Here is a 22,930-nt window from a genome sequence, read left to right as displayed (position 1 = left end):
AGCTTCACAGATCCGCCCCCGCCAATTGCAGACCTTTGTTCGAGATCCGCAACACCCGTGCCTGCACCTGGCTCTTGGCGGCACGGATCAGGCCCAGATCATGGGTTGCGATCATGATCGTCTTGCCCATCCGGTTCAGTTCGATCAACAGCCGCAGCAGGCGTTGCGACATCTCCCAATCGACATTGCCGGTGGGTTCATCCGCCATGATCACATCCGGCGACATAATCACCGCCCGCGCCAATGCCGCGCGCTGACGTTCCCCGCCCGACAGCTGCGGCGGCAGCGCATCGGCGCGGCCCGTCAGCCCGACCCAATTCAGCAATTCACGCAAATTGGCCTGTTCGGCAAGGCTGTCCTGCCCCGACGTGACCAGCGGCAGCGCCACATTCTCAACCAGACTAAGGTGGTCAAGGAACTGACAATCCTGATGCACCACGCCAATCCGGCGTCGGCTATGCGCGATGGCGTCGCGGTCCATTTCGGTCACATCACGGTCAAAAAGCCGCACATGCCCTTCGGTCGCACGCAATGCCCCGTAACATAATTTAAGGAACGTGGTCTTGCCCGCCCCGGACGGCCCGGTCAGAAAATGGAACGAGGCCGGCGCCAGGGTCAATGAAATATCGCTCAGCAAGGCGCCGCCGCCATAGCTGTAACCCACATTTTCCAACTCGATCACTGCGGATCCTGCCTTACACATCATTGCACAGACCTGTTGTGCAGCAGCATCGCGCAGGTTTCAATGCACCGACCCTGCGACAAGGGACTTTTCGCCACCGGCTACCCGGCCTAGTATCAGACCAACGCCGTCCGGCAGAGACGTAAACGGCAAAGCTAAGGGGACAACATGCGGCTGATTTGCCCGAATTGTGGCGCACAATACGAGGTTCCAAAAGATGTGGTCCCGCTGGGCGGGCGCGATGTGCAATGCTCGAACTGCGGAAACACCTGGTTCCAGGTGCATCCGGACTCGAATCCTGTATCACTCGACAAGCCGGATCAACCCGAGGTCAGCGAACCGCCGCAGGACATAATCGCGCCCCCGCCAGAGCCGGAAGCCGTGCCAGACCCCGCCCCGCCGCCGACTGCGACGTTTCCGGCCGCCGCCACGTCGCTGCGCCAGCGTGGCCTCGACCCCTCGGTTGCTGACGTGCTGCGCCAAGAGGCCGAACGTGAAAGCCGTCATCGCGCCAGCGAAGCCACGGCACTGGAAAGCCAGCCCGAGCTAGGTCTGGACGCCCCAGAAATCGACGAAGCCGTCCGCCGGTCACGCGAGGCGCGCGAGCGTATGGCACGGATGCGCGACGCAACACCGCCCACACCGCAAGCCGAACCAGACGTCGCCACCGCTGTCGCGGCAACAATGGCCGCCAGCGGATCGCGCCGCGGGCAGCTGCCGGATATAGATGAAATCAACCAGACCCTGCGCTCATCTTCCGAGCGGCTTGAGGTGGAAACCGCGCAGGGCCGGGCCGAGCTATACGAAGAGGACGAGCCGGGCGGCTTTGGGCGCGGATTTGCCTCGGTCCTGATGCTGGCTGTGTTCGCGATCGCGCTCTATGCCTTTGCGCCGCGCCTGTCCGAGATGGCACCGGGCCTGGAACCGGCACTGACCTCATATGTCGGTTTCGTCGATTCAGCGCGCGGTTGGCTGGACGGGCAAATCACCGCATTGCTGAGCGGGCTTGACGATCTCAGCTCAGAAGCGACTCCTACGGACTCCGGCTCCTGAACTGCGTAACGTCCAAATTGAAACGGCCCCGCCAAAGGATTTACCTATCAGCAGGGCCGTATCAGGTCAGCCCTTGCCTTTCCACGGCACAAGCACCCGTTCGGCCCAGCGCATCAGGATGTCGATACCAAACCCGATGACCCCGATCAGGATGATGCCCATGATCACGATGTCGGTCAGCTGGAATTTGGACGCCACCATGATCATCATCCCGGCCCCTTTTTCGGCCGCGACCAGTTCGGCGGCAACCACTGTTCCCCAGCAGACCCCCATCGCAACTCGCGCGCCGGTGAATATCTCGGGCAGGGAATTGGGTACAATCACATGACGCATGATCTGCGCCTTGCTGGCCCCCAGCGCATAGGCTGCATGCACCTTGGATATATTGACGCCCGACACGCCAGCCCGCGCTGCAATCGCCATGATCCACAGCGCGGCAAGGAACAGCAGGATGATCTTGCCGGTCTCACCGATGCCCGCCCAAATGATCACCAGTGGGATCAGCGCCAGTGGCGGTACCGGACGCATGAATTCCACGATCGGATCGAACCACCCCCGAAACCAGTTGCTTAACCCCATGGCATAACCCAGAGGGATGCCCACCACAGCGCCGCAGACAAATCCCACGATAACGCGGAACAGCGAATAGCCCAGATGTTCGAGCAGCGTGCTGTCGCGATAGCCGTCGCGGCTGATCTCGACCAGTCGCGCCGCGACCGCTTCAGGGGGCGGCAGCCAGATCGGCTCCATCTGCCAGCCCTTGGCAGGTTCGAAATTCAGCGTGCCTTTCGGACTCATCCCGATGCGGCCATAGTCAGTCTGCACCGACCCACCCGGCGCAATGGGTGCCCCGTTGACGGCGACAACCGTCTCGCTCAGCCCTTCGGGCACATCGTCGTTGCGATCAACCCGGATCAGACCGCTGCGCCAGGCGCCAATTTCGTCCACGTCATTTTTGGCGAACCCATCGCCGGGCGCGATATCCGGTAACACCGGCGTCTCACCGGCGCGGGTCACGACCACGGTCACGGTGGCGTCGTCACGCGCGCCATCGCTCAGTTCTGCAGTATAGTCAAACGTCGCGGTGCCGATAAAAGGCCCTGGCATATGCAGGAACGACGGCAACAGGCTGGACCCGGTGAACGTGCCCCACAGCACAAAGATCGTCAGGATCGACACCACGCTGGCGACCCGATTGGGTGTCACCGCGCTCTCGTCGCCAAATGTCACGGTCTTGAGCGAAGTGTAATCGCTGGCCGCCCGCCGCAGCGCAAAATGCACGATGGTATAGGACAGCACAAAGATGGCCAAATAGATCAGCAGAACAATCATGTCGCGGCCTCCGTACGGCCCATGATTTCTTCTTCCATGTCCCAGATCATGCTTAGGATTTCCTCGCGCTTTTGGGCGAATTCGGGATGTTTCTTGACCTCGCGCAGATCGGTCGCCACCCCCATATCGGCAAAGGGCAGACGGTATTCGCGGTGAATGCGCCCCGGTCGCGGTGCCATCACCAGTAGGCGTTCCCCCAGCAGCAGCGCCTCTTCGACCGAATGGGTGATCAGAATGATCGTCTTGCCAGTCTCTTTCCAGAGTTTGAGCACCAGGCTCTGCATCTTTTCGCGCGTCAGCGCATCCAGCGCACCCAGCGGCTCATCCATCAGGATCACATCCGGGTCATTGGCCAGACACCGCGCCAGCGCCACGCGCTGCTGCATTCCGCCCGACAGCTCGTACACCGCCTTTTCCTTGAAATCCCGCAAACCGACCACATCCAGCAGATGATCCACGTTGGCGTTATATTGTGATGCGCGCTGGCCCCGCATCCGGGGGCCGAAACTGACATTCTCGCGCACGTCCATCCACTCGAACAACGCACCTTGCTGGAACACCATGCCGCGTTCCGCATCCGGCCCGGTGACGCGATGCCCGTTCAGCAGGATGCGCCCGTCCGTCGGCGCCAGAAAGCCTGCGACAATGTTCAGGAGCGTGGTCTTGCCACAACCCGACGGGCCCAGAACGCTTAATAACTCACCGGCTCCCAGCGTCAGAGACACATCCTTGAGCGCCTGTACCGAACTGCCGTTGGGCAAGTCGAACCGCATGGAGAGATTTTCGATGGTCAGTCCCGACATCGCCCGCTCCTTGTTTTATTGTTGGATAATTGCACCATCGCTCTGACCGCTACCGGCCCGCCCTGTCTGGCGACACCGGCAACGGTCAGAGGCGCGGTTAGGTTTACATGCCGTTGGCTGTGGCCAGCGGACCGGTGTTGACGTTGTCCGCATAGCTCGGCAGCGCCGAATCGATGCTTCCTGCCTCGACAAACACGTCTGCGACGCCGCTCATGAACTCCTGCGCGCCGCCGCCCAGCCACTTGGCCGAAAGCTGATCTTCGACCGTCGGGAACACAAATGTGGCCAGTGTGGCCGCCGTGTCTTCTTCGGACATGCCGGCATCCTTGGCGATCACCGGCAGCATCTCGGCGTGGTTGGCCTCGTCCGCCCACATCGCGTTCGCCTCGGCTGTCACAGCAAGGAACTTGGCCACAGTATCGCTGTTCTCGGCCACCCAGGACGCCGGACCAGAGGTCAAGTCAAACACCAGAATGCCCAGCTCTTCCTTTTCGGCCCCAGTCAGCAGCACGTTGCCGAATTCCTTGGCACGGCGCAGCGATCCGCCCCAGCCGCAGAACATATCGACCGAACCCTGCGCAATCGCCGCAGCCCCATCCGGCGGCGCCATGTCAACGATGTTGAGGCTGGCCAGGTCGACACCAAAATGGCTCATCTGCTTGAGAAAGCCGTAATGCGCCGCCGTGCCCAGAGGTACCGCCACCTTTTTGCCCGCCAATTCACCAGCAGAATCTTTGTCGATCTCAAGCGCCTCGGCCACCACACAATTGTCGTTGTCGGAATAGCTGACTGCGACGTCCAGCGCCTGCAGATCCTGCCCTGCACTGGTCGCGACCACAAAGGGCGGCACGCCTTGCGAGACGGACAATTGAACATCGCCCGACGCCATCGCCGCCGACATCGCGGTGCCGGTGTCAAAGGACACCCAGTTCACCGTCATGCCCAGCGCCTCGTCATAAGTGCCCATTTGTTTAGCGTATTCGAACGGCATCGGCCATTCGAGGAAATACCCAACCGTGATGCCGTCGTGACCCGCCGCAAAGGCCGACCCCGCGCTCAGTGCCGCAACACTTGCCGCAGCGCCCGCCAAAATCGTTTTCAATCCCATCACACATAACTCCCTGTTGTTACGCCCTGGTTAGAGCGATTATTGCAGATCGCGCGCAGATGCTGCGATCCTGGCGCCATTCCCGGCGCTCTGTTCCTGATCCGACCGGAAAACGGGCAACCGATCAATTGTTTTTCGCGACTATTTGCCCGCTTCGGCAAACCGGGTCCGCAGATTTGTCATAACCGAATGTATCGGAAACCGAGTGATTTCGGGGAATTGTCCGAACACCAGCACCGGATCGGTGACTGGCCTCGGTGTTTTGGCCCTACAAGTCCGCGCCAACTGGCCCTATCCTCTGCATAACAAAGGGGCTGATGTAGGAGTAAGGACGCCGCAAAGCGCGGCGCCATTCCCGTTTCGTCATCCCGTTTTCAGCCTCAGGAGGTCTCCTATGGACGGCACTTTTCACGACAATGATCTTGACCGCGTGGTTGCTGCGGACAAAGCGCATGTCTGGCACCACCTGAGCCAGCACAAACCCTACGAGACGACCGATCCGCGCATCATCGTCGAAGGCAAAGGAATGACGGTCTGGGATCAGCACGGCAAGGAACACCTTGATGCGGTGTCGGGCGGAGTCTGGACTGTCAACGTCGGCTACGGCCGCGAAAGCATCGCCAACGCCGTGCGCGATCAATTGCTGAAACTGAACTATTTTGCCGGCTCGGCGGGATCTATCCCCGGCGCACTGTTCTCGGAAAAGCTGATTGCCAAAATGCCGGGTCTGACCCGCGTGTACTACTGCAACTCGGGATCCGAGGCGAACGAGAAAGCCTTCAAGATGGTGCGCCAGATCGCGCACAAGGTTTACGGTGGCAAAAAGACTAAAATCCTCTACCGCGAGCGCGATTATCACGGCACCACCATCAGTTGCCTGTCCGCTGGTGGCCAGGACGAGCGTAACGCGCAATACGGCCCCTTCACCCCCGGCTTTGTCCGGGTGCCGCATTGCCTGGAATACCGTGCCGCCGATCAGGGCGCACCGGTCGAAAACTATGGCCTGTGGGCGGCAGACCAGATCGAGGCGGTCATTCTGCGTGAAGGCCCCGACACGGTCGGCGCGCTCTGCCTGGAGCCGGTAACCGCCGGTGGCGGTGTCATTACCCCACCCGAAGGCTATTGGCAGCGCGTGCAGGAAATCTGCCGCAAATACGATATTTTGCTGCACATCGACGAAGTTGTCTGCGGTGTTGGTCGCACGGGTACATGGTTCGGCTATCAGCACTACGGGATCGAACCGGATTTTGTCACCATGGCCAAAGGCGTCGCGAGTGGTTACGCCGCCATCGCCTGCTGTGTGACGTCCGAACGGGTGTTCGAGATGTTCAAATCCGACGCCAGCGATCCGCTTGACTACTTCCGCGACATCTCGACCTTTGGCGGTTGCACGGCGGGACCGGCGGCTGCGCTCGAGAATCTGCGCATCATCGAGGACGAAGACCTGCTGGCCAACACCGTGGCGATGGGCGACTACATGCTCGACCAGCTGGGCGCGATGATGGATCGGCACAAGGTTATAGGACAGGTGCGCGGCAAAGGGCTGTTCCTGGGGGCCGAACTGGTTTCGGACCGCGTCACCCGCGAACCGGTGGTCGAAAAGATGGTGCAGGCGGTGGTCGGTGACTGCATGTCACAAGGCGTCATCATTGGTGCCACCAACCGATCAGTGCCGGGGTATAACAATACGCTCTGCTTCTCGCCGGCTCTGATCGCCAGCAAAGATGACATCGACAATATTCTATCAGCTGTCGATGGCGCGCTGACGCGCGTCTTCGGCTGAACCCACTCTCTGTCCCATAACTGGGGCAGAGAGTGCCCGCACCTCTGTCAGTCAAAGGTACGAACCGATGTGGCCCGCCCCCTGTACTCTGACCGGGACACATGTCCGGCTAGAACCCACCAGTCTCGACCACAGCTCGGGTCTGGCCGAAGCATCCACCGATGGCGACCTTGCCGCGCTCTGGTATACTTCTGTCCCCCGACCGGAGGATGTCGAGGCCGAGATCGTGCGCCGTCTGGCCCTGCAGGAACGAGGCCAGATGACACCGTTTACCACATTTGACGCGCGCACGGGTATGACCCTTGGCATGACAACATACATGAATGTCGATGCGACCAATCGCAGGGTCGAGATCGGATCGACCTGGCTGCGCCAAGCCGGTCAGCGCGGCCCCTGGAACAGCGAAGCCAAATTGCTGATGCTCGGCCATGCCTTCGAGGCGCTCGATTGCATCGCGGTGGAATTTCGCACCCACTTCATGAACCGTCAGTCGCGTGCGGCGATTGAGCGGCTCGGCGCCAAACTGGACGGCGTCCTGCGGTCGCATCAGATCAGCCCAAACGGAGCTGTCCGCGATACCGCCTGTTATTCAATCATCGCATCAGAATGGCCCGCTGTACGCGCCGGTCTAACCCATCGCCTGATGCGCTAATCCCGCGCCGCCGCCCAAAAATTTTAAAAAATTTTTAACAAGACTTTTTTCAAAAGTCTTGTACGCACTCCGCTATCGCTAGTCACAATATGCATGCGTTGCAGCAAGCCGCCTTAGAATACGAAAAAGGCCGCGCACTGCGCGACCCTCTCATCTGGTGACCGAGGCCCGAAGGCTTAGCCGTTGACGCTGTCTTTGAGTGCCTTTGCGATGGTCATCTTGACCACCTTGTCGGCCTCTTTCTTGAACTGCTCACCAGTTGCGGGATTGCGCACCATCCGCTCGGGACGCTCGCGGCAATAGATCTTGCCCACGCCAGGGAGCGTCACGGCACCGCCGCCGCCCACTTGTTTGGTGATCAGCGAGCAAACCGCTTCCAGCGCGGCAGCTGCCGCTTTCTTGTCACTGCCCATCTCGTCTGCCAGAGCGGCCACAAGCTGCGTCTTTGTCATCGGTGGTATCGCCATTTCATGGTCTCCTTCTCCGCCCGTCCAGTAGGGCCTCATCCCGGTAATCTAACCGTATGTAGCGTTTAAACACAACGATTAGTGTATAATTGCAAGGGGAAAACGTGCATTTTGCGGCTTTCCTACCGTCAAAGAAAGGCTGTTTCCTCAAAGCTGCGCAACTTCCGGCTGTGAATCCGTTCCAACGGCATATCGCGCAGCTGCTCCATCGCACGGATTCCTATCATCAGATGTCGCGCAACTTGCGTCTTGTAAAAGTCCGAGGCCATCCCGGGAAGCTTCAATTCACCATGAAGCGGCTTATCGCTCACACAGAGCAACGTGCCATAGGGCACCCGAAAACGGAATCCGTTGGCGGCGATCGTGGCGCTCTCCATATCCAGCGCCACAGCGCGCGACTGACTCAGCCGCTGCACTGGGCCGCGCTGATCGCGCAATTCCCAGTTTCGGTTGTCGACACTGGCCACCGTGCCCGTGCGCATGATCCGTTTCAGATCATACCCCTCCAATTGCGTCACCTGTGCGACCGCCTGCTCCAGCGCAATCTGGATTTCGGCCAGCGCCGGGATCGGCACCCAGATCGGCAGATCGTCATCCAGCACACGGTCTTCGCGCAGATACGCGTGGGCCAGGACAAAATCGCCCAAAGACTGCGAGTTTCTCAACCCTGCGCAATGACCAACCATCAACCAGGCATGCGGACGCAGCACGGCGATGTGATCCGTCGCCGTCTTGGCGTTTGATGGGCCAACGCCGATATTGACCAACGTGATCCCGCCGCCGCCGGGGCGTTTGAGATGATAGGTCGGCATCTGCGGCATCTTCAGCACCGGGGCGATCGGCTGATCGGCATCGGTGATTTCGACATCCCCAGTGCTGACAAAAGCCGTGTAGCCACTGTCAGGATCGGCCAGTACGATACGGGCATAAGCCTCAAATTCGCTCACGTAGAACTGGTAATTGGTAAACAGGACGTGGTTCTGGAAATGCTCGGCGGCGGTGGCGGTGTAGTGTGCCAACCGGGCCAGCGAATAGTCCACCCGCTGCGCGGTGAATGGTGCAAGCGCGGCGGCGCCATCGGGCGCGGCTGTGGCCAGTCCGTTGACGATATCGTCATTTGTGGTGCTCAGATCCGGCACGTCAAAGACGTCACGCAGGACAAAATCCGCCGCCCCCTCTTGCGGGACCGTCACATCGGCGCGGTTGGCCACGGCGAAATGCACCGGCATCGGAGTATCCGACAGACCCACCTCAACCGGGACGCCGTAATTGGCCAGCAGCAACCCGATCTGCTGCTCCAGATACTGACGAAACAGATCCGGCCGCGTGATACTCGCCGCATAAGTGCCGGGCCCCGCAACATGGCCAAAGCTCAGGCGGCTGTCGACTTTGACAAAACTCGTCGTGGTCAGGCGAACCTCAGGATAAAAAGCGCGGCACCGCACACCCGGATGCCCCTGGTTCATCGCGGTGTTGAACCGCTCACACAGGAAGCCGACGGATTGCTCGTAAAGTGCCACAAGCTGAGCAACGGCAGCTTTGGCATCGCTGTATGCGACACGTCCGGCCACATCGGGCGTCACGATCTCTAAACTGCTCGTGTGGTCCTGCATCTGCTGCTCACCCTGTTCTGTTTGCGCGGCACGTTGACAGCTTCATGCCTCGGGTTCAAGTTTACCCGGAACGCAAACCGCAGGTGCCGAGGTCAGAACCGCAAAGAACGATTCAGTTCGGCGCATGACCGCTCGGCCCTGCAATGCCCGGGTTTCGGTACCCGAACCTGATATTCTGACCAAGGAGACCACTTATGTCCGTCACCAATCTGCGCCCCAACATGGATTTCTGGCCCGAACGGGTGGATCTGGCTGCGGCCTTTCGCTGGACTGCGCGGCTGAACATGCACGAAGGCGTGGCGAACCATTTCAGCCTGTCAATCAATGATGACGGCACCAAGTTCCTGATGAACCCGAACCAAAAGCATTTTGCCCGGATCAAGGCTTCGGATCTGCTGGTGGTGGACGCCAACGACCCCGACACCCTGACCGGTCCCGACGCGCCCGACCCCACCGCCTGGGGCCTGCACGGCGGCTTGCACCGCCACTGTCCGCAGGCGCGCTGCGCCATGCATGTGCATTCGATCCACGCCACAGTTCTGGCCTGCCTTGAGGATCCGACTCTGCCGCCGATCGACCAGAACGGCGCCACCTTCTACAACCGCATCGCCTATGATCGCGACTACGGCGGCCTTGCATTCGAGGAAGAGGGCATCCGCTGCGCGCAACTCTTCACCGATCCAAAACAAAAGGTGCTGGTGATGGGCAACCACGGCGTCATGATCATCGGTGACACCGTGGCCGAGACCTTCAACCGGCTTTATTATTTCGAACGTGCGGCCGAAACATATATCCGCGCATTGCAGACCGGCCAGCCGCTCAAGGTGCTCAGCCACGAGATCGCAGAGAAAACCGCGCAGGAAATCGAGGATTACCCAGAGCAGGATGAGCGGCACCTGGCCGAACTCAAGTCCATTCTGGACGACGAAGGATCGGATTACGCCACCTGACCCCCGGCCCAAGGAGCCACAAAACAGGAGTCTGACGATGCACGTGCGGGATCTGCTGTTGATCTGCCTTGTCAGTCTGCCGTTGGCAGGTCAGGCGCAGGACCGAAGCACCGTTGACGGGCAATTTCGCGCGTGGCTGGATCACACCGTCTGGCCCCGCGCACAGGCCAAAGGCGTGTCGCACGCGACATTCCAAACGGCCTTTGACGGGGTGACGCTGAACTGGGATCTGCCCGATCTCACGCCACCGGGGGCGCCGGCGCAAACCCCGAAACAGCAACGTCAATCTGAATTCGGCGCGCCAGGCAAATATTTCAACCGTGGCGCGGTGGACAGCGCGGCCAGCATCGGTCGTCAAGTGGCCGCGCGCCACGCCGCAGCCCTGAGCGCCACCGAACGCGCAACCGGCGTTCCTGGACGGATCATTCTGGCCATCTGGGGGCGCGAAAGCGGCTATGGTCGCGCCAAGATTCCCCATAACGTGTTCCGTGTCCTTGGCACCAAAGGATTCATGAGCACCCGCGCGGCCTATTTCACCGACGAACTGATCGCGGCGCTTGAAATCGCGCAGGCAGGCCACGCACCCAGTGGCCAGATGAAAAGCAGCTGGGCCGGTGCGTTGGGTCAACCACAATTCATGCCGTCGAATTTCCTGAAATATGCGGTGGATGGCGATGGCGACGGTCACGCCGATATCTGGAGATCCGAGGCGGATACCATCGCGTCAATCGGCACCTACCTCGCCCGGCACGGCTGGATCCCGGGGCGCGACTGGGGATTCGAGGTGACGGTGCCAAAAGCGGTTTCTTGCGCGCTCGAAGGTCCGGACCAGGGGCGCAGCATCGCTGAGTGGGAGACGATGGGACTCCGTCGCGTGTCCGGTCGTCCCTTTCCTGATCATGAGCGCCGGGAACAGGGCTTTTTGCTGATGCCTGCGGGACGCCATGGTCCCAGCTTTGTCGTTACCCCGAATTTTTATGTCATCAAGGAATACAACACCAGCGATCTCTATGCGCTGTTTGTCGGCCATGTCGGCGACCGAATCCAATATGGCGTTGGCAATTTTGCCGGGCGCTGGGGCGATGTCGGTGGCCTTTACCGGTCCGACATCGCGCGGATGCAACAGGCGCTCGTCGCGATGGGACACGATGTCGGTGGGGTTGACGGATTGCCAGGATTTCGCACCCGCCGCTCAATCGGGCGCTGGCAAGAGGCGAGCGGCCAAACACCCACTTGTTTCCCCGAAGCTGGGATGCGCAGCGCTCTGACACCCTGATCCCGACACCGAATCCGGTTCAGGCCTTGCGCAACCCGGTGGCGACCAGCATTCCGCGCCGCTTGGCTTCGTAATAATAGCCACGGGCGTACCACATCACCGCAGTGCCATGATCCCCGTCGGACAACATCCAGGCCCCGCGCAGATATTTCACCGCGTATTTCAGGTTGGTTTCGGCATCCAGCAACGCCGAATCCGGCCCCTTAAATCCCATGCCGCGCGCAGTTGCGGGCAGAATTTGCATCAGACCGTAATAAGGACCGTTGCGGGCGCCCGGGCGATGGGTGCTTTCTCGCACGACCACACGATGCACCAGAGGGCGCGGCACATGATAAATATCCGCATATTTGTTGATCAGCGCACGCAATTCCCGCGTCTCGTTGGGATAGAGCGGCGGCTCAAGCGGTGCGGCGCGGGTCGAAATCTCGGGGGCGTTGCCGCCGGCGCATGCTGCCAACGTCATCAGGATCGCACCCATTGCGGCGCGGCGGGTCAAGGAACGCATGATAACTCCGAATATTTCGCCCTGCCTTCCTACACAGGCCTATGATTCGCACCAGTCCCCCGGGCCGGAACCGGCGATTCCTTGCCCATCGCCAGCCTTGTATGACGCAGATCCGCCCAGATACCCGCGGATTTCAGATGCGGCGACTCCGCAACAATACATCCACAGGGCGCCGGATTTCGTGCCGGTTGCGTCCATTTCAGGCAATGCCGCCACCAATTCAGAGCCGTCAGTTCGCCGGCCAACGCCGACCTTTGACTCCACTAAAGACGCGGCTACACCCGGCCGCTTTGGAACAGAACCCTACCCTGCGCTTGCAAATAGCGGCCCAACACCGCATCTAAAGCGCATGACTCAGACCCTGCTCTCACTCGGCCACGGATATACCGCCCGCGCGCTGGCCAGACGCCTCCTGCCACAGGGCTGGCGAATTCTGGGCACAACCCGCACCCCGGATGCCGCCGACGCACTGGCAGCTATGGGGATCGAGCCGGTGCTCTGGGATCAAACGGCGCTGGAGGCGGCCTTGTCGCAGGCTACGCATGTGCTGGTCTCGGCTGGCCCGGATGAGCGCGGCGACCCGAGTCTGCGAATGCTGACTGAACAGATCACACAGCGCGCACGCGATCTTTATTGGGTCGGCTATCTGTCGACCACGGGCGTCTACGGCGACCATCATGGTGCCTGGGTCGATGAGACAACACCGCTGACCCCAACCACCGAGCGCGGCATCAAACGCGTCGAGGCCGAGGCAGAATGGGGCGCGATCACCGGCCTGCCGCTGCATGTATTCCGTCTGGCCGGGATTTACGGCCCCGGTCGCGGTCCGTTTGCCAAAGTGCGGGCCGGCACCGCGCGGCGCATCATCAAACCCGGTCAGGTGTTCAGCCGCATCCATGTCGACGATATCGCGCAGGCGCTCGAGCTTTCGATCATTAGTCCCAATCCCGGTGCGGTCTACAACCTGTGCGACGATGACCCGGCTCCGCCTCAGGACGTAATCGCCTTTGCCGCCGAATTGCTGAATATGCCGACCCCGCCCGAGATTCACTTTGATAAGGCCGACCTTTCGCCTATGGCCCGCAGTTTTTATGCCGAAAGCAAGCGCGTCGCGAACGACCGCGCCAAGGCGGAACTTGGCCTTGAACTGCTCTACCCTGATTACCAAACCGGGCTACGTGCGCTTCTGACCGCCGAAGGAAAGAGCTGAACCGTGACCGATACACTCTCTGAGCCAACCGCTGACACCTCGTCTGGCGCGCTTCCACCTGCATCCCTGACAGATCTGCTGCGCGCAATGCAGCCCGACACGGATGCCAGCGGCATATCGGTTCGCATCATACTCAAGCGGATCGGCGACCGGTCCTTTGCCCCCGCGGCCCTGATACCTGCGCTGATCCTTGTCTCACCGGTGTCGGGGATTCCAGGGATGCCGACACTCGGGGCGCTGATCCTGACGCTGATCGCCCTTCAGGCCATTTGGGGACGCGATCATCTATGGCTCCCCGACGTGATCATGCGGCGCAGCCTGTCGGCCCAACGAATGCGTCAGGCGCTGAAATTCCTTAAAACGCCCGCTGCCTGGGTCGACCGCCACAGTAAGCGCCGCCTGCGGATCTTGTCCAGCGGACCGCTCGCGCCATTGGCCTGGGTCGCTGTGATTGTCACCGTGATCCTGTGGCCATTTCTAGAGCTGGTTCCGTTCTTTACCTCGGTCGGTGCCACGATAGTGGCCCTGATCACCATCGGCCTGATGACACGCGACGGACTATATCTGCTGTTCGGCTACGCGGGCGCTGTCGCGCTGGCCTGCGGCGTTGTCATGGCGTGGAACGGGTTGTTCTGAGCCTTGCTCAGATATCCGAAAAGTAATCTTCGTCGACCGAACGTATCACATAAGTCTGGCGTGGCCGCACACCAACACCGTGTTGGATCATCAGCCGCGCCAGCCGGTCACCGTTGATAAGCACGATCCGCTGCTGCACCCGTTCAACATAGGCTCGCGCCTCGGACGAGAAATCAGATGTGGTCACAAACACGCCCTTGTTTGCGCCCTCGCCCGTCAATGACCCCACGAAAGCCTGCAACGCTGGGCGGCCAACCTTATTCTCGACCGCGTAGCGTTTGGCCTGAATGTAGACTGCATCCAAACCCAGCGCATCCTCGTTGATCACCCCGTCGATCCCGCCATCGCCGGACCTGCCGATGCTCTGTCCCATTGCCGGATCACCCCCGCCATAGCCCATCGCGATCAGCAGATCGACGATGATTCTCTCGAATCGGGACGGACTGACCTCCAGCAGCAGCGCGCGCAACTCGCTCGCCGTCTCGGCATCAAGCACGGCAAGCGATGTTGCGATCAGCTCAAGCGGCGTCGTGTCCTGTTGCACCCCGGCGGGCTTCGGCGATGCCAGTTGCGATGCATCGCGCGTCGCAGCCTTGAAGGCGGCGTATTGCGGGATCGCTTCCAGAGTCGCCCGTGAAAGCGCATCGTGCCCCGCAGCCAGATAGGCTGCTCCTTCGGAGGACAGAACATAGTGGCCGCGTCTTGGCCGATCAATCAAACCACCCTTCATCAGATGGAAAAGCGCCCAATCGGCCCGGTCGAAGACCCGTTCCCGGGTTCCGCTGGGGATCGTTTCAGCCATCTCATCATCGGTAAATTGCATGTCATCCCGCAAGGTCGGCAAAGCCGAGCGTGCATTTGTCGCCCCGGCGCGCAGAGCACGCATGAGCGGAACATAAAACTCCGGTAATGACGGAATTGCCATACGTCTACGCCCTTTTCCCCACCTGAGCCACGCCCAGAACCGCCAACACCTTTGCCTCGATATCCGCCGCATTCAGGCCCGCGACGGCGTACATTTCCGCAGGACTCGCCTGGTCGATGAATATATCCGGCAGCACCATCGAGCGGTATTTTAGTCCGGCGTCGAACACGCCCTCTTCGGCCAAAAGCTGGGCGACGTGGCTGCCAAAGCCGCCAACAGCACCCTCCTCAATCGTGATCAGCGCCTCGTGATCACCGGCCAGCGACAGGATCAGATCGTGGTCCAGCGGTTTCACGAACCGCGCATCCGCAACCGTCGGGCTGATGCCGCGCGCCTCAAGCGCCTCACAGGCGCGCAGCACCTCTCCAAGACGAGTACCGTAGGACAGGATCGCCACGCGGGCGCCTTTGCGCACGATCCGGCCTTTGCCGATTTCCAGGGCAACACCATGTTCGGGCATCTCGACGCCCTCGCCCTCTCCGCGCGGATAGCGGAACGCGATAGGGCCGTCGTCATGCGCCGCAGCCGTGGCAACCATATGTTTCAGTTCGGCTTCGTCTGCCGCTGCCATAACGACAAAACCCGGCAGATTGGCCAGAAACGCAATGTCGTAGCTGCCCGCATGGGTCGCGCCATCGGCCCCGACCAGCCCAGCCCGATCAATCGCAAAGCGCACCGGCAGGCGCTGGATCGCCACGTCATGCACAATCTGATCATAGCCGCGCTGCAGGAATGTCGAATACAAGGCACAGAACGGCCGCATCCCGCCAGCCGCCAGACCGGCGGCAAAGGTGACACCATGCTGTTCAGCAATCGCCACGTCGAAACAGCGACTGGGGAAGCGTTCGGCCATCAGGTTCAGTCCTGTGCCATCCGGCATCGCCGCCGTCACGGCACAAATGCGTGGATCCACCGCCGCCAGATCGACCAGCGTCTTGCCAAAGACCGAGGTATAGCTAGGCGCGTTGGACGGCGCCTTTTTCTGCGCCCCGGTGACCAGATCGAACTTGGCCGTGGCGTGGCCCTTGTCCACGGCCTGCTCGGCCGGGGCATAGCCCTTGCCTTTTTGGGTCAGCACATGAATCAGGATCGGGCCCGTGGCGCGCGCCTTGACCGTGCGCAGCACCGGCAACAGCTGATCCAGATCATGCCCGTCGATCGGCCCGAGATAGGAAAACCCCAGCGCCTCGAACAAGGTGCCGCCAACGGCCATGCCCTTGAGCAGATCCTTGGCCCGCTGTGCGCCCAGCCGGAACGGTTCTGGTAACAGACTGACCGCACCTTTGGCGGCGGCCTTGAGGTCGTGGAACGGAGCTTCGGCATACAGCCGCGATAGATAGGACGACATTGCGCCAACGGGCGGCGCGATGCTCATGTCGTTGTCATTCAGGATCACGATTAACCGCTTTTTCAGATGGCCCGCGTTGTTCATCGCCTCATAGGCCATGCCCGCCGAAATCGCCCCGTCGCCGATCACCGCGATGGCGTCGCCATGTCCGGTTTCGCTCGCTCCGCCCAGATCGCGCGCCACGGCAAATCCTAGCGCCGCCGAGATCGAGGTCGAGGAATGTGCCGCACCGAACGGGTCATAGGGGCTTTCTGACCGTTTGGTGAATCCCGACAACCCGTCCTTCATCCGCAGCGTGCGAATCCGATCACGGCGCCCGGTCAGGATCTTGTGCGGGTAACACTGGTGGCTGACGTCCCAGATGATCTTGTCACGCGGCGCATCAAACACCGCATGCAGCGCGACGGTCAGTTCGACCACACCCAGACCCGCGCCCAGATGGCCACCGGTTTCTGAGACGGCGGCGATCGTCTCGGCGCGCAATTCCTGCGCCAGCCGATGCAGATCCGCATCGCTCAGCGGTTTGAGGTCGCCGGGCACATGCACCGTATCGAGCAGCGGGGTCTGTGGTCTGGACGACATGCGCGCCTCCTTCTTATGGCCGGTTGTGATCGCCCCCGCACCGTGGGCATCGCTGTCAGTGCCGCGACGCTGAACGCTGCGTCAGTTCCGGCGGGCAATAACGAACCGGGCCGCCTGCTTCAAGTTCTCCGCCGCGTCGCCGTACACAGTTAGCGCAGCGCAGCTTTCCTCAACCAGCTCTGTTGCACGGCGTTTTGCCCCGTCCAGGCCCAGCAGCGACACAAAAGTGGCCTTGCCTGCGTCCGCATCCTTGCCCACCGCCTTGCCGACAGTCGCTGCGTCGCCCTCAACATCCAGAATGTCGTCGGTGATCTGGAATGCCAGTCCCAGCGCGCTGGCATACGCCCCCAGCGGCGCGATGTCAGCCCCGGCAAGCCGCGCGCCCGCCTCAGCCGCCCAGCAGAACAGCGCGCCGGTTTTGCCGACCTGAAGCGCGGTGATCTGGTCCAGCGTCAGCGGCACGCCAGTCGTTTCGGCCGCAATATCCAGCGCCTGCCCCAGCACCATGCCCCGTGCACCGCTGGCACGGGCCAGACTAAGCGCGAGGTTGGCGCGAACCTCGGCGGGCCCGACGTTTTCATGCGCGGCCAGCTCAAACCCCAGCGCCTGAAGCGCATCCCCAACCAACACGGCGGTGCCTTCGTCCCATTTGATATGCACGGTCGGCAACCCGCGTCGCAGCGCGTCATCGTCCATGCAGGGCAAATCATCATGCACCAGCGAATAGGCATGCACCGCCTCAATCGCCATGGCGGGCCATAATGCGCGATCTTGCCCGACGCCATGCAGGCGCGCCCCCTCGATCACCAGAAACCCGCGCAGACGTTTGCCGCCTCGCGTTGCATAGCGCATTCCCTGCGCCATCGGCAGGTCTGGAAAATCGTCAAGGAGCCGGTCAAACCCCGCCTGAATCGCGGACGCAACCCGGCCTAGATCGTCCTGAAACACATTACAGCCCCTCGACGGGCTTTGTGCCTGTGGGATTGCCTTCGGTATCCAGCGTGATCGCCGCCACCTTTTCCTCAGCATCTTTGAGCTTGGCCTCGCACCGCTTTTTCAGCGCCGCGCCACGTTCGTACAGCGTGATCGACTGTTCCAGCGCGACATCGCCCCGCTCAAGCTGACCAACGACCTGCTCCAATTCGGCCATCGCCTGCTCAAAGCTCATTTCTTCGACGGGTGTGTCGGTCATTTAGACGCCTCCAGCAATTCTTCGACATGGGCGAGCGCCGAGGCGCTCAGCGCCTCAAGATCATAGCCACCTTCAAGAGTCGAGACCAGCCGACCACCACACAATTGCGCCGCCAATGTGCAGAGTTCGCGTGTCAGCCAGCGGAAATCGTCCGTGCTCCAATTCAGCGATGCCAGCGGATCGTCTTGATGGGCGTCAAACCCGGCAGAGAGGATAATCAGGTCCGGCGCAAAGCCGCGCAGGCGCGGGAGAACCTGCGCCTCATAGGCGGCGCGCATCACCGCCCCGTCACTTTCCGGCGGCAGCGCAATATTCAGCACATTGTCATGCGCACCGCGTTCGGACGGCGCGCCAGAGCCCGGCCATAGCGGCATCTGCTGGCTGGTGATCGTCAACGCGCGTGGCTCGTCCCACAGCAGATCCTGCGTGCCGTTGCCGTGATGTACGTCGAAATCCACCACAGCAACCCGTGCCAACCCATGATGATCCAACGCATATTTCGCCGCCAGCGCAGCATTGCCGAACAGGCAAAACCCCATCGCAGTCTCGGACTCCGCGTGATGGCCCGGCGGACGAATGGCACAAAACGCATTTGTCTCCTCGCCCCCCAGCACCAGATCCACCGCCCTCAAGACCGCCCCTGCGCCGCGCCGCGCCGCCTGTTCCGAACCGGGGGACAGCCATGTGTCTGCGTCCAGTTGTGCCGATCCCTGCATTGGCACCCCTCCCTCAATCCGATCAAGATAGCGTTGCGGATGAATGCGCAACACATCGGCATCCGTGGCCAGCGGCGCCGATATTCGATTCAAATCCAGCCCCGCAAGCGCATGCAACACATGCTCGAGCCGCGCCACCCGCTCAGGGTGCCCCTCTGGCGTCACGTGGTTCAGACAATCGGCATGCGTGATCAGAGCAGTCATTCGGTCAGTTCCTTGATGCAGAAATGAGTCCTGGTCCGTGGCTTAGGGCAGGTAAAACCAGAATAGACGCCCCAGACAGGCTGGTCAGTCGGGGGCAAGCATGTAGCCTTCGCCGCGCACAGTTTGCAGATACCGCGGCTGTTTCGGGTCTGCCTCAATCTTGCGACGCAGACGAGTGATCTGCACATCGACCGCGCGTTCCTGACTCTGACTGCGATCGCGACCCAGATCCTCGACCAGCTTGGTCCGGCTGACTGCGGCCCCGGGCTGCGCGGCAAAGATCCGCATCAACTGGTTTTCGGTGCCGGTCAATCGAACCAGATCGTCGCCGCGCCACATCTCTCCACGTTCGATGTCATAGCGGATCGGCCCCAATGTCAGCAGTTTAGGTGCCGCGTCCTTGGCGCTGGTGTCAGGCATCCGCCGCAGGATCGCGTTGATCCGCAGCAGCAATTCCTTTGGCTCGAACGGTTTGGCCAGATAATCATCCGCCCCCGCCTCAAGCCCAGCAATCCGGTCCTCGGTCTCGGATTTGGCGGTGAGCAGCAGAATCGGCGTGATCGAGGTTTCGCGAATACCCCGTGTCAGGCTGACACCATCCTCACCCGGCATCATCACATCCAGCACGATCAGATCAAAATCAAGCCCGGCCAGAATGCGTCTGGCATGCGCCGCATCGCGCGCGGCACTTACCAGAAACCCGCTACGGATCAGGAATTTTTGCAACAAGCCGCGAATACGTTCGTCATCGTCGACGATCAGCAGGTGGGCATCAGGATCGCTCATCCCCGGCCCTCCCGCAGGCCGTGATACTGGCGCCGCATCTCGGTATCCATCATTGCCTCCAACACCTTTCTGAAACCGGCTACAGCATCGGGCCCAGCGTTGCGGTACGCCGCCCGCATCCGCGCCCGCTGTGCATCCGACAACTCGCGCTCCAGCGCCTGCCCGGCCTCGGTCAGGTGCAGATGCCGCTCGCGTTTGTCGACACGCCCGACCCGGCTTTCGACCAGACCTTCTTCGATCAGTGCGCGCAATACACGGTTCAGCGATTGCTTGGTTACGCCCAGAATTGTCAGCAGGTTATTCACCGTCGTCCCCGGCGCGCAATGAATAAAATGCAGCGCCCGATGATGCGCCCGGCCAAAGGACAGGCCCTGCAGAATCCGGTCAGGATCCGCCGTAAAGCCGCGATAGGCAAAGAACATCGCCTCGATCCCCTGCCGCAGTTGTTCGTCCGTCAGAAACAGGAGCGATTCGCCCCCATGGGTCTGCGCCCCTTGCGCCTCAGCCATGGCATACCTTTCACAAATCGTCCGATTATTGATCACTTTAAGTCAGCCTTGTTGACATTCCAAGTCTGAACTGGTAGCGAGCCGCAGTTTTTACGCAACTTTATGCCCGATCCGGACTTAGTTGCGCAACTTTTGCAAAGACCTGTAGATGGAGGCCAAAGATGGCTGGTTCATATGACGACCGTGACGGAAAGATCTGGATGGATGGCGCTTTGGTGGATTGGCGCGAAGCCAATGTGCATGTTCTGACCCATGCCATGCATTACGCCAGCTCGGTTTTCGAGGGTGAGCGCGCCTACAACGGCAAGATTTTCAAATCCCGTGCCCATTCCGAACGGCTGCACTATTCGGCAGGCTGCCTCGATTTTCAGATCCCCTGGACGGTGGACGAGATTGAGGCCGCCAAACAGGAAGTCCTGCACGCCAACGGATTCACCGATGCCTATGTGCGCGCGGTCGCCTGGCGCGGTGTGGGCGAAGATATGGGCGTCGCGTCGAAACGCAATCCGGTACGGCTGGCGATCGCGGCGTGGGAATGGGGCAACTACTATGGTGATGCCAAAATGAAGGGCGCCAAGCTCGACATTGCAAAATGGAAGCGCCCCTCACCGGAAACTGCGCCGTCGCATGCCAAGGCGGCTGGCCTCTATATGATCTGCACCATGTCCAAACACGAGGCCGAGGCCAAAGGCTGTTCCGATGCGATGATGTTCGACTATCGCGGCTATGTGGCCGAGGCGACTGGCGCCAACATCTTTTTTGTCAAGGACGGCGAGGTACACACCCCCAAACCCGACTGCTTCCTCAATGGTCTGACGCGTCAGACTGTTTTGGGCATGCTCGAAGAACGCCAGATCAAGATCCATGAGCGTCACATCATGCCCGAAGAGCTGGAAGGATTCGAGCAATGCTGGCTGACCGGCACTGCCGCCGAAGTCACGCCAGTGGGCCAGATCGGCACCTACAACTTTGAGGTCGGTAGCCTGACCCGGGATATTTCGGACGGCTACGAAAAGCTGGTGCGGGCCTGACTTTACGGTTCTGCCAAGTCCGAGCCGCCGAAAATCGCACCAAGACGCAAACGATGACATGCAGCCTGCCGATCCTCAGCCCAAGGGGATCGGCAGTGTCGAAACGCGAACAACACCGCCCCAAGATTCAAGTCAGGGTGACATTGAAAGCGTGGGAGGACGCGCGCGTGTAAATCCTTCATCGACTTCTGGGGTTCTGCGACGACCTGAGACCGCGGTGACAAAGTCGGCCATCCGCGCAGCGATCTGCAGGTCTCTGCCACATTGGACAGCGACGGCGCACTCCGCGGCTTCACGCACCTGCCCACGCGCAGTGGTTCGCTGGTCGGCGAGACGGGAACCGCGCTGCCGGAGGCCGCCCTGTTTGCCCACCTCGCGGGACTTTCGGAAAAGGATTACCGCCGTCCTCCCTGCCTCGACGAGCTCGGCTTCGTGCCGCTCAGCAAGACCGGCGCCGAGTTGCTGTTCGAACTGATCTCGCAACGCTATGAACGCGGCGCAACATTGATCACCAGCAACCTGCCGTTCGATGAATGGACCGAAACCTTCGGCTCAGAACGCCTCACCGGCGCTCTCCTGGATCGACTGACCCACCACGTGAACATCCTTGAGATGAATGGCGACAGCTACCGCCTTGGCCAGAGCAAGGCCCGCCAGGGCAAGGCGTAACCCAATACCAACATCGCAGGTAATTGGCCCTCACGGGCCAAAGCTTCCGGGCAACCGCCAGCTATATGACAAGCGCGGCTGCCCGGATGCTGGCGCACCCCGATGCGGCAATCATACCCACCCCAAAGTGGCAACATTTTGCGCTGCCCTTTGGCCCACTTTTACTCTGCCGTTGACAGTCTATGTCCATGAAGCTGGCCAGTGCGGGTATTGAGCCAATCATGGACCGAAATGTGCTGAGAGCAAAAGTCTTTCGCCGAAACATTCTCTGAACTCAAATTATCATGACGACACGCAGGTCGCCCTTCGGGGCGGTCTTTTTTTGTGCCTATATTGGCAAACCTCACCCCGATTCCGCTGGCAAAACTTTACCCGCGTCGACAAAAGGTAAGGGTACGACCACCGCGCTCACGCATCACGATAACGCTCTGACGCTTACCTGACTGGTGAACCTTCTTGCGACGGTCCTTGCGGTCCTTCTTTTCATTTGCAGGCTTCACATAGACACCAAAATAAGCGCCATCCACTTCGACATTGCCGGACAGAGCGCCAGCGTTACGAGCGGCCTCTATGCTTTCGCGGACTTTGTGCAGCAAAACGAAGGCTGTTTTGTAGTCAACGCCGAGATCGCGGGACAACTGCAACGCGCTGTAGCCCTTCGCGCCATTTATAAAGATAGCGATTGCCGTCAGAATATCGCGAACCCGCAACTTGCGGCTGGCAAAGATTGTACCTGACGTGATACTGAACTGCTTTGCGCAGCCCTTGCATTTGTATACTTGACGGGTTTTGAGGTCGTAGTGATCAACACAGCCGCACTCAGGGCAGATCGGCTGGCCGCCGAAGGCGCCAAACACAAGCATGTGCTGCCGGTCAAGCGATCGACAGCGACCCTCGC

General features: G+C 60.8%; 22 protein-coding genes and 2 pseudogenes. 9 read left to right on the top strand and 15 right to left on the bottom strand.

The features are described from left to right. Positions 1–4: 4 nt before the first annotated feature. Positions 5–682, bottom strand: coding sequence for a cell division ATP-binding protein FtsE (locus tag IMCC21224_RS06455; RefSeq protein WP_047994651.1), 678 nt, complete (start codon positions 680–682; stop codon positions 5–7). A 168-nt stretch (positions 683–850) separates the two neighbouring features. On the opposite strand from IMCC21224_RS06455, the gene IMCC21224_RS06450 reads away from it, so the two are divergent. Then, on the top strand, positions 851–1,735 hold the full coding sequence (locus IMCC21224_RS06450) for a zinc-ribbon domain-containing protein (RefSeq protein ID WP_047994650.1): 885 nt from the start codon (positions 851–853) through the stop codon (positions 1,733–1,735). 66 nt (positions 1,736–1,801) lie between these two features. Here IMCC21224_RS06450 and IMCC21224_RS06445 read toward each other — a convergent pair whose 3' ends face one another. The 3 genes from IMCC21224_RS06445 to IMCC21224_RS06435 form a co-directional block, all read right to left on the bottom strand. Beyond that, positions 1,802–3,067 (bottom strand): ABC transporter permease, encoded by a 1,266-nt coding sequence (locus IMCC21224_RS06445; protein WP_047994649.1) that lies wholly within the window; start codon positions 3,065–3,067, stop codon positions 1,802–1,804. Next, on the bottom strand, positions 3,064–3,870 hold the full coding sequence (locus IMCC21224_RS06440; protein ID WP_047994648.1) for a taurine ABC transporter ATP-binding protein: 807 nt from the start codon (positions 3,868–3,870) through the stop codon (positions 3,064–3,066). The genes IMCC21224_RS06445 and IMCC21224_RS06440 overlap by 4 nt, the downstream gene beginning before the upstream one ends. Before the next feature lie 103 nt (positions 3,871–3,973). After that, positions 3,974–4,978: an ABC transporter substrate-binding protein gene (locus IMCC21224_RS06435; RefSeq protein WP_047994647.1), complete on the bottom strand. Its 1,005-nt coding sequence runs from the start codon at positions 4,976–4,978 to the stop codon at positions 3,974–3,976. Positions 4,979–5,372: 394 nt separating this feature from the next. Here IMCC21224_RS06435 and IMCC21224_RS06430 point away from each other — a divergent pair, with 394 nt between their 5' ends. Beyond that, on the top strand, positions 5,373–6,761 hold the full coding sequence (locus IMCC21224_RS06430) for an aspartate aminotransferase family protein (protein WP_047994646.1): 1,389 nt from the start codon (positions 5,373–5,375) through the stop codon (positions 6,759–6,761). 67 nt (positions 6,762–6,828) lie between these two features. Continuing rightward, entirely contained in the window at positions 6,829–7,413 is a 585-nt protein-coding gene (locus tag IMCC21224_RS06425; RefSeq protein WP_047994645.1) for a GNAT family N-acetyltransferase, read from the top strand. 176 nt (positions 7,414–7,589) lie between these two features. Here IMCC21224_RS06425 and IMCC21224_RS06420 read toward each other — a convergent pair whose 3' ends face one another. Both IMCC21224_RS06420 and IMCC21224_RS06415 read right to left on the bottom strand, forming a co-directional pair. Then, positions 7,590–7,880: an HU family DNA-binding protein gene (locus IMCC21224_RS06420; protein ID WP_231582025.1), complete on the bottom strand. Its 291-nt coding sequence runs from the start codon at positions 7,878–7,880 to the stop codon at positions 7,590–7,592. 128 nt (positions 7,881–8,008) lie between these two features. Beyond that, positions 8,009–9,493, bottom strand: a complete 1,485-nt coding sequence (locus IMCC21224_RS06415; RefSeq protein ID WP_047994644.1) for an AMP nucleosidase — start codon at positions 9,491–9,493, stop codon at positions 8,009–8,011. A gap of 194 nt (positions 9,494–9,687) precedes the next feature. On the opposite strand from IMCC21224_RS06415, the gene IMCC21224_RS06410 reads away from it, so the two are divergent. Beyond that, a complete protein-coding gene (locus IMCC21224_RS06410) occupies positions 9,688–10,443 on the top strand; it encodes a class II aldolase and adducin N-terminal domain-containing protein (RefSeq protein WP_047994643.1) in 756 nt (251 codons plus the stop codon). A gap of 37 nt (positions 10,444–10,480) precedes the next feature. Further along, positions 10,481–11,719 (top strand): lytic murein transglycosylase, encoded by a 1,239-nt coding sequence (locus IMCC21224_RS06405; protein WP_047994642.1) that lies wholly within the window; start codon positions 10,481–10,483, stop codon positions 11,717–11,719. Between the two features lie 19 nt (positions 11,720–11,738). Here IMCC21224_RS06405 and IMCC21224_RS06400 read toward each other — a convergent pair whose 3' ends face one another. Beyond that, complete coding sequence (locus IMCC21224_RS06400) at positions 11,739–12,224, bottom strand: transglycosylase SLT domain-containing protein (RefSeq protein WP_082135147.1); 486 nt, start codon at positions 12,222–12,224, stop codon at positions 11,739–11,741. A gap of 349 nt (positions 12,225–12,573) precedes the next feature. Between IMCC21224_RS06400 and IMCC21224_RS06395 the strand changes: the two genes are divergently transcribed. After that, positions 12,574–13,434, top strand: a complete 861-nt coding sequence (locus IMCC21224_RS06395; RefSeq protein ID WP_047994641.1) for an SDR family oxidoreductase — start codon at positions 12,574–12,576, stop codon at positions 13,432–13,434. Between the two features lie 3 nt (positions 13,435–13,437). Next, complete coding sequence (locus IMCC21224_RS06390; protein WP_053078910.1) at positions 13,438–14,070, top strand: exopolysaccharide biosynthesis protein; 633 nt, start codon at positions 13,438–13,440, stop codon at positions 14,068–14,070. Positions 14,071–14,077: 7 nt separating this feature from the next. Here IMCC21224_RS06390 and IMCC21224_RS06385 read toward each other — a convergent pair whose 3' ends face one another. The 7 genes from IMCC21224_RS06385 to IMCC21224_RS06355 form a co-directional block, all read right to left on the bottom strand. After that, on the bottom strand, positions 14,078–14,995 hold the full coding sequence (locus IMCC21224_RS06385) for a restriction endonuclease (RefSeq protein ID WP_047994640.1): 918 nt from the start codon (positions 14,993–14,995) through the stop codon (positions 14,078–14,080). Between the two features lie 4 nt (positions 14,996–14,999). Continuing rightward, on the bottom strand, positions 15,000–16,925 hold the full coding sequence (dxs, locus tag IMCC21224_RS06380) for a 1-deoxy-D-xylulose-5-phosphate synthase (protein ID WP_047994639.1): 1,926 nt from the start codon (positions 16,923–16,925) through the stop codon (positions 15,000–15,002). Between the two features lie 81 nt (positions 16,926–17,006). Next, entirely contained in the window at positions 17,007–17,873 is an 867-nt protein-coding gene (locus IMCC21224_RS06375) for a polyprenyl synthetase family protein (protein ID WP_047994638.1), read from the bottom strand. A gap of 1 nt (position 17,874) precedes the next feature. Continuing rightward, positions 17,875–18,117, bottom strand: a complete 243-nt coding sequence (locus IMCC21224_RS06370) for an exodeoxyribonuclease VII small subunit (RefSeq protein WP_047994637.1) — start codon at positions 18,115–18,117, stop codon at positions 17,875–17,877. Next, positions 18,114–19,037: a histone deacetylase family protein gene (locus tag IMCC21224_RS06365; protein WP_047994636.1), complete on the bottom strand. Its 924-nt coding sequence runs from the start codon at positions 19,035–19,037 to the stop codon at positions 18,114–18,116. Before IMCC21224_RS06365 ends, IMCC21224_RS06370 begins: the two co-directional genes overlap by 4 nt. A gap of 84 nt (positions 19,038–19,121) precedes the next feature. Beyond that, the gene (locus IMCC21224_RS06360) at positions 19,122–19,823 is read right to left on the bottom strand and encodes a response regulator (protein ID WP_047994635.1); all 702 of its coding nucleotides are present in this window, start codon (positions 19,821–19,823) and stop codon (positions 19,122–19,124) included. Continuing rightward, the gene (locus tag IMCC21224_RS06355) at positions 19,820–20,332 is read right to left on the bottom strand and encodes a MarR family winged helix-turn-helix transcriptional regulator (protein ID WP_047994634.1); all 513 of its coding nucleotides are present in this window, start codon (positions 20,330–20,332) and stop codon (positions 19,820–19,822) included. The genes IMCC21224_RS06360 and IMCC21224_RS06355 overlap by 4 nt, the downstream gene beginning before the upstream one ends. A 161-nt stretch (positions 20,333–20,493) precedes the next feature. On the opposite strand from IMCC21224_RS06355, the gene IMCC21224_RS06350 reads away from it, so the two are divergent. After that, complete coding sequence (locus IMCC21224_RS06350) at positions 20,494–21,363, top strand: branched-chain amino acid aminotransferase (protein ID WP_047994633.1); 870 nt, start codon at positions 20,494–20,496, stop codon at positions 21,361–21,363. A 237-nt stretch (positions 21,364–21,600) separates the two neighbouring features. Next, a pseudogene (locus tag IMCC21224_RS28815) lies at positions 21,601–22,032 on the top strand (ATP-binding protein); the annotation flags it as partial. A 386-nt stretch (positions 22,033–22,418) separates the two neighbouring features. Here the strand turns inward: IMCC21224_RS28815 and IMCC21224_RS06340 are convergent. Further along, positions 22,419–22,871 (bottom strand): annotated as a pseudogene (locus IMCC21224_RS06340) (IS1595 family transposase); the annotation flags it as partial. Positions 22,872–22,930 lie beyond the last annotated feature (59 nt).

Origin of the sequence: Puniceibacterium sp. IMCC21224 (assembly GCF_001038505.1) — a bacterium.
Classification (GTDB): domain Bacteria; phylum Pseudomonadota; class Alphaproteobacteria; order Rhodobacterales; family Rhodobacteraceae; genus Puniceibacterium.
This window is presented reverse-complemented; position numbering and strand designations above follow the sequence as displayed.

Bases quoted from the DNA above. Each gene is read 5' to 3' on its own strand.
- IMCC21224_RS06425 (WP_047994645.1), top strand. From the start codon at position 6,829: ATGTGGCCCGCCCCCTGTACTCTGACCGGGACACATGTCCGGCTAGAA.
- IMCC21224_RS06355 (WP_047994634.1), bottom strand. From the start codon at position 20,332: ATGGCTGAGGCGCAAGGGGCGCAGACCCATGGGGGCGAATCGCTCCTG.
- IMCC21224_RS06435 (WP_047994647.1), bottom strand. From the start codon at position 4,978: ATGGGATTGAAAACGATTTTGGCGGGCGCTGCGGCAAGTGTTGCGGCA.
- IMCC21224_RS06405 (WP_047994642.1), top strand. From the start codon at position 10,481: ATGCACGTGCGGGATCTGCTGTTGATCTGCCTTGTCAGTCTGCCGTTG.
- IMCC21224_RS06370 (WP_047994637.1), bottom strand. From the start codon at position 18,117: ATGACCGACACACCCGTCGAAGAAATGAGCTTTGAGCAGGCGATGGCC.
- IMCC21224_RS06430 (WP_047994646.1), top strand. From the start codon at position 5,373: ATGGACGGCACTTTTCACGACAATGATCTTGACCGCGTGGTTGCTGCG.
- IMCC21224_RS06410 (WP_047994643.1), top strand. From the start codon at position 9,688: ATGTCCGTCACCAATCTGCGCCCCAACATGGATTTCTGGCCCGAACGG.
- IMCC21224_RS06360 (WP_047994635.1), bottom strand. From the start codon at position 19,823: ATGAGCGATCCTGATGCCCACCTGCTGATCGTCGACGATGACGAACGT.
- IMCC21224_RS06365 (WP_047994636.1), bottom strand. From the start codon at position 19,037: ATGACTGCTCTGATCACGCATGCCGATTGTCTGAACCACGTGACGCCA.
- IMCC21224_RS06450 (WP_047994650.1), top strand. From the start codon at position 851: ATGCGGCTGATTTGCCCGAATTGTGGCGCACAATACGAGGTTCCAAAA.
- IMCC21224_RS06400 (WP_082135147.1), bottom strand. From the start codon at position 12,224: ATGCGTTCCTTGACCCGCCGCGCCGCAATGGGTGCGATCCTGATGACG.
- IMCC21224_RS06440 (WP_047994648.1), bottom strand. From the start codon at position 3,870: ATGTCGGGACTGACCATCGAAAATCTCTCCATGCGGTTCGACTTGCCC.
- dxs (WP_047994639.1), bottom strand. From the start codon at position 16,925: ATGTCGTCCAGACCACAGACCCCGCTGCTCGATACGGTGCATGTGCCC.
- IMCC21224_RS06420 (WP_231582025.1), bottom strand. From the start codon at position 7,880: ATGGCGATACCACCGATGACAAAGACGCAGCTTGTGGCCGCTCTGGCA.
- IMCC21224_RS06395 (WP_047994641.1), top strand. From the start codon at position 12,574: ATGACTCAGACCCTGCTCTCACTCGGCCACGGATATACCGCCCGCGCG.
- IMCC21224_RS06385 (WP_047994640.1), bottom strand. From the start codon at position 14,995: ATGGCAATTCCGTCATTACCGGAGTTTTATGTTCCGCTCATGCGTGCT.
- IMCC21224_RS06415 (WP_047994644.1), bottom strand. From the start codon at position 9,493: ATGCAGGACCACACGAGCAGTTTAGAGATCGTGACGCCCGATGTGGCC.
- IMCC21224_RS06350 (WP_047994633.1), top strand. From the start codon at position 20,494: ATGGCTGGTTCATATGACGACCGTGACGGAAAGATCTGGATGGATGGC.
- IMCC21224_RS06445 (WP_047994649.1), bottom strand. From the start codon at position 3,067: ATGATTGTTCTGCTGATCTATTTGGCCATCTTTGTGCTGTCCTATACC.